The sequence below is a fragment of the Bacillota bacterium genome (assembly GCA_024655925.1).
Taxonomy (GTDB): domain Bacteria; phylum Bacillota; class DTU025; order DTU025; family JANLFS01; genus JANLFS01.
On sequence record JANLFS010000011.1, the window covers coordinates 40,467 to 43,474 of the forward strand.

Below are 3,008 nucleotides of genomic sequence, written 5' to 3' on the forward strand. Positions count from 1 at the left end.
TGATCGGCGACAGTAGAGGAACCTCGGCACCGAGTTTGGTACGGGAATCCCTACCAGGGTTGGACAAAACGGTGCTTGTAGGAGGGTGAGAAATGCGAGATTCGCGACCACCATTCAAGTTTGATCTGCGCGATATCTTGGCTCGCGCCTGCCGTCACGTTAGCGATCATGTTTCCGGGGTGACCATAAACCTTCCGTTCGTTTCGGTTTCAGTGAATCCGAACGCAACGGAAAAGAAAATCGCCAAAGAAATCCTAATCCGCCTTGCTGATAAGCGGGTGCTGAACGCCTTCGAATGCTGTGATGACTGCATAAACCACGCGCTGGCCTCTCTTCGCGAAATCCGCTCATTCTTGGTCGGCAAACAGGTTGAGCTTGCGGATTTCACAGACGGTGCGCTGTATCTCTTGGTCGAGCTCATGTTGGAAGGCATTCGCCAGTTCTTCACATTCGAAGAACGGCTGCGCACACAGAGCGGTGTTCATCTTAACGGAGCGCTTCACGATCGAGCTCGTACCACGAGGGAGAAGTACTTCGCGGCTTTGGAAATGCTTCGGGCACACCTTCATAGGTGTCTACTGCAAGTGTCCGCAATTGCGGATACCAATCTCCCGAAGATCTCAGATCACATGAGCTATGATCGGGCTTGGCAAACCGAGGCGTATGTTGAGCTCACCACGGAATCCTAGGCAGTCCTCTGGGTTACAAGAGGAGGGGGCACTCACAGAGCGAACGCATAATGAGTCCAAGCAGTCTGTCGCATAGCCCTAGGGTATCCACCAAACCGGATCAACTCCACTTGCCATTTGCCCCCGTTATTCGGCTGCCGTCGCAGTCGTGTCGAACGACCTTTGCCATTCGGCAGGATCGGGCTTCGATTTGTCGAAAAGGCGGATCGGTATTTGAAGCCATGGGGCGCTGTGGCGTTTTGTGTTCTGGCCCTGGCGATTGCGGAAAGTCCTGCACCAAGGCTGAGCCGGAGCGTTTCTGTCCAGTTCTGGTGTCACTGCGTGTCGGTCGCTAGGGCAGGCGCCGGCAGCCCGGAGGACTACTTCTATGTGGCTGCGCGTATGCTCGCAATAGCAATCGGGGGTGCCTGCGGGAGTGGCGTACACGGCATACGTGGAGGAGGCTGGTGATGAGGGTTTGGGCCGGGGATCGAGATGGTTCATTGTTGGCGCGGTGATCGTGGATAAATCCAACGATCTCGCAGTCAGCCGCTGCATTGACGACATCAAAGACAAACTCGGTCTCGAACTGACCGCGCCTGTCCACTGGAGAAACGTGAAGCACCCAAGTATGCGGCGTTTCGTGATCGACCGTCTCAAGAAAGAAGACTTCGTCATCTCATATGTTGTATGCGATACGTACGACGATAGGATCAAGACCAGCTCTCTGAAAGGGAACGGCAGACTGTACGCGTATGCGGTGATATTCCTGGTAGAACGGCTGTCCTGGTTCGGGCGGGATCGCGGAAAGACTGTTGATTTGGTCCTCGCAAATCGGTCGAACGTGTCTTATGACGAACTCAAGGGTTATTTTGAGCACATCCAAAAGGATCCCTCATGCCAGGTCAAGAGAGGCGTGATCGATGTTGGCCGGGTGCGCTGCCAGGCGGTGCGCCAGGTGAAGCTGCTGCAAGTTGCTGACATATGCAATGGGGCTTGTTTCAACGCGTTGGAGTACGACAGGTTCGGGTATTATGACGAGAGGTACTTACTGGGACTGTGGAACAAGATCTACCGGAGGAAGGGCAATCTGTTCAGCTACGGGCTGAAGTTCCTGCCAAGTGGCCTTCATGATGAGGAGTGGGTCAGGAAGAGTTACCCGTGGCTGAGGTGCAAGGAATGAAAAGTGCAGACCCCGAGCTCAAGGATCCCACACGTCAAAGCGTGCTGCCGGCTATCAACCGACCTTGAGTTGGCCTCGCGCATGTCTGCACATTGATTGTAACCAAATCGGTAACCGTTGTCAATGTAATAAACTGGCACCAGCACCCTCCGGAGCTCGCCGACGGAGGCCTTCCACCAGTTGGCCAGGCCCGACGGTGTCCATGTGATGTGGTGCGTCCTGGAAGCGGGGGTTTCGCCTGCCCGAGATAGGATGTGGGGGGTCGGCTGCCGCCCACATTTCACCCCGTCCACCTGCAGCCCTTCTACCGCGCCGAGTTCGGCTTCAAGGAGGGCGACTTCCCCGTGACCGAGTTCACGGGGCGCACCAGCATCGCCATCCCCTTCCACAACCACCTCACCGCCGAGGAGATCGACTACGTCGCCGACGTCCCGAAGCGTGCGCTGGGGGAGGTGCAGTAGGCAGCGCTTTGCCATGGCGAGTCTCGGGTCGGGAGGCCAGATCAACCCCCTGGTTTTGGACATTAGGCTCTAACAGATGGTAGTTTCATATTCCCGCATTGAATTGCTCGATAACACTCCTCCGGCGGATCAAGTCCGATTTCTGGTGTAAAATCCCTCCGGTAGCTGACGGCCGAAATCAGGCCGCGTGCTTCTCCGGGTCGCTCATTCTCACGGCATCTTGCGCTGTGGGGCCTGCCCTCCATCGCCGGTATTCGTCCATGTCAAAGTAGCGGTGACCGGTTGACCAGGCCTCGTCTATCTCCATGAGCACAGCCCCTATGAGCCGCAGGGCTGATTCCTCGTTCGGGAAGATACGGATGACCCGCTCCCGCCTGCGGATTTCTTGGTTGAGCCTCTCTACGCCGTTCGTGGTCCTCAGGCGCCGGCGGTATTGCTCAGGCAGGCTCATCACCGCCATTGCGTCGTCGAACCCCGCCTCCAGTCGCTCCACTGCCCTTGGGGCCCGAGGCCCGTAGTCCCGCAGGATGTCGTTCAGGAGCCGCCGGGCGGTCGCCATGTCGGGTGCGTCGAAGACCAGCCTCAGCCGCCCGTGTAGTTCCCGCTGCAGTGACTTGGGGCAGGCGTCCAGGATATTCCTCATAAAGTGGGTCTGGCAGCGCTGCCACGTCGCGCCCTGAAAATGCGTCGTAATGG

4 protein-coding genes are annotated in these 3,008 nt (G+C 57.3%); 3 read left to right on the plus strand and 1 reads right to left on the minus strand.

What is annotated here, in order from left to right:
* Window positions 1-92 precede the first annotated feature (92 nt).
* From NUW23_03050 to NUW23_03060, 3 genes are all read left to right on the plus strand, one after another.
* Window positions 93-689, plus strand: a complete 597-nt coding sequence (locus tag NUW23_03050) for a hypothetical protein (GenBank protein MCR4425156.1) — start codon at window positions 93-95, stop codon at window positions 687-689.
* 415 nt (window positions 690-1,104) lie between these two features.
* Window positions 1,105-1,851 carry a DUF3800 domain-containing protein gene (locus NUW23_03055; GenBank protein ID MCR4425157.1) on the plus strand — a complete coding sequence of 249 codons (747 nt, stop codon included), beginning with the start codon at window positions 1,105-1,107 and terminating at the stop codon, window positions 1,849-1,851.
* 254 nt (window positions 1,852-2,105) lie between these two features.
* Window positions 2,106-2,312, plus strand: a complete 207-nt coding sequence (locus NUW23_03060; GenBank protein ID MCR4425158.1) for a DegT/DnrJ/EryC1/StrS family aminotransferase — start codon at window positions 2,106-2,108, stop codon at window positions 2,310-2,312.
* Between the two features lie 178 nt (window positions 2,313-2,490).
* Here NUW23_03060 and NUW23_03065 read toward each other — a convergent pair.
* A partial coding sequence (locus NUW23_03065; protein ID MCR4425159.1) for a transposase occupies window positions 2,491-3,008 on the minus strand: 518 nt, incomplete at its 5' end.

Bases quoted from the DNA above. Each gene is read 5' to 3' on its own strand.
- NUW23_03050 (MCR4425156.1), top strand. From the start codon at position 93: ATGCGAGATTCGCGACCACCATTCAAGTTTGATCTGCGCGATATCTTG.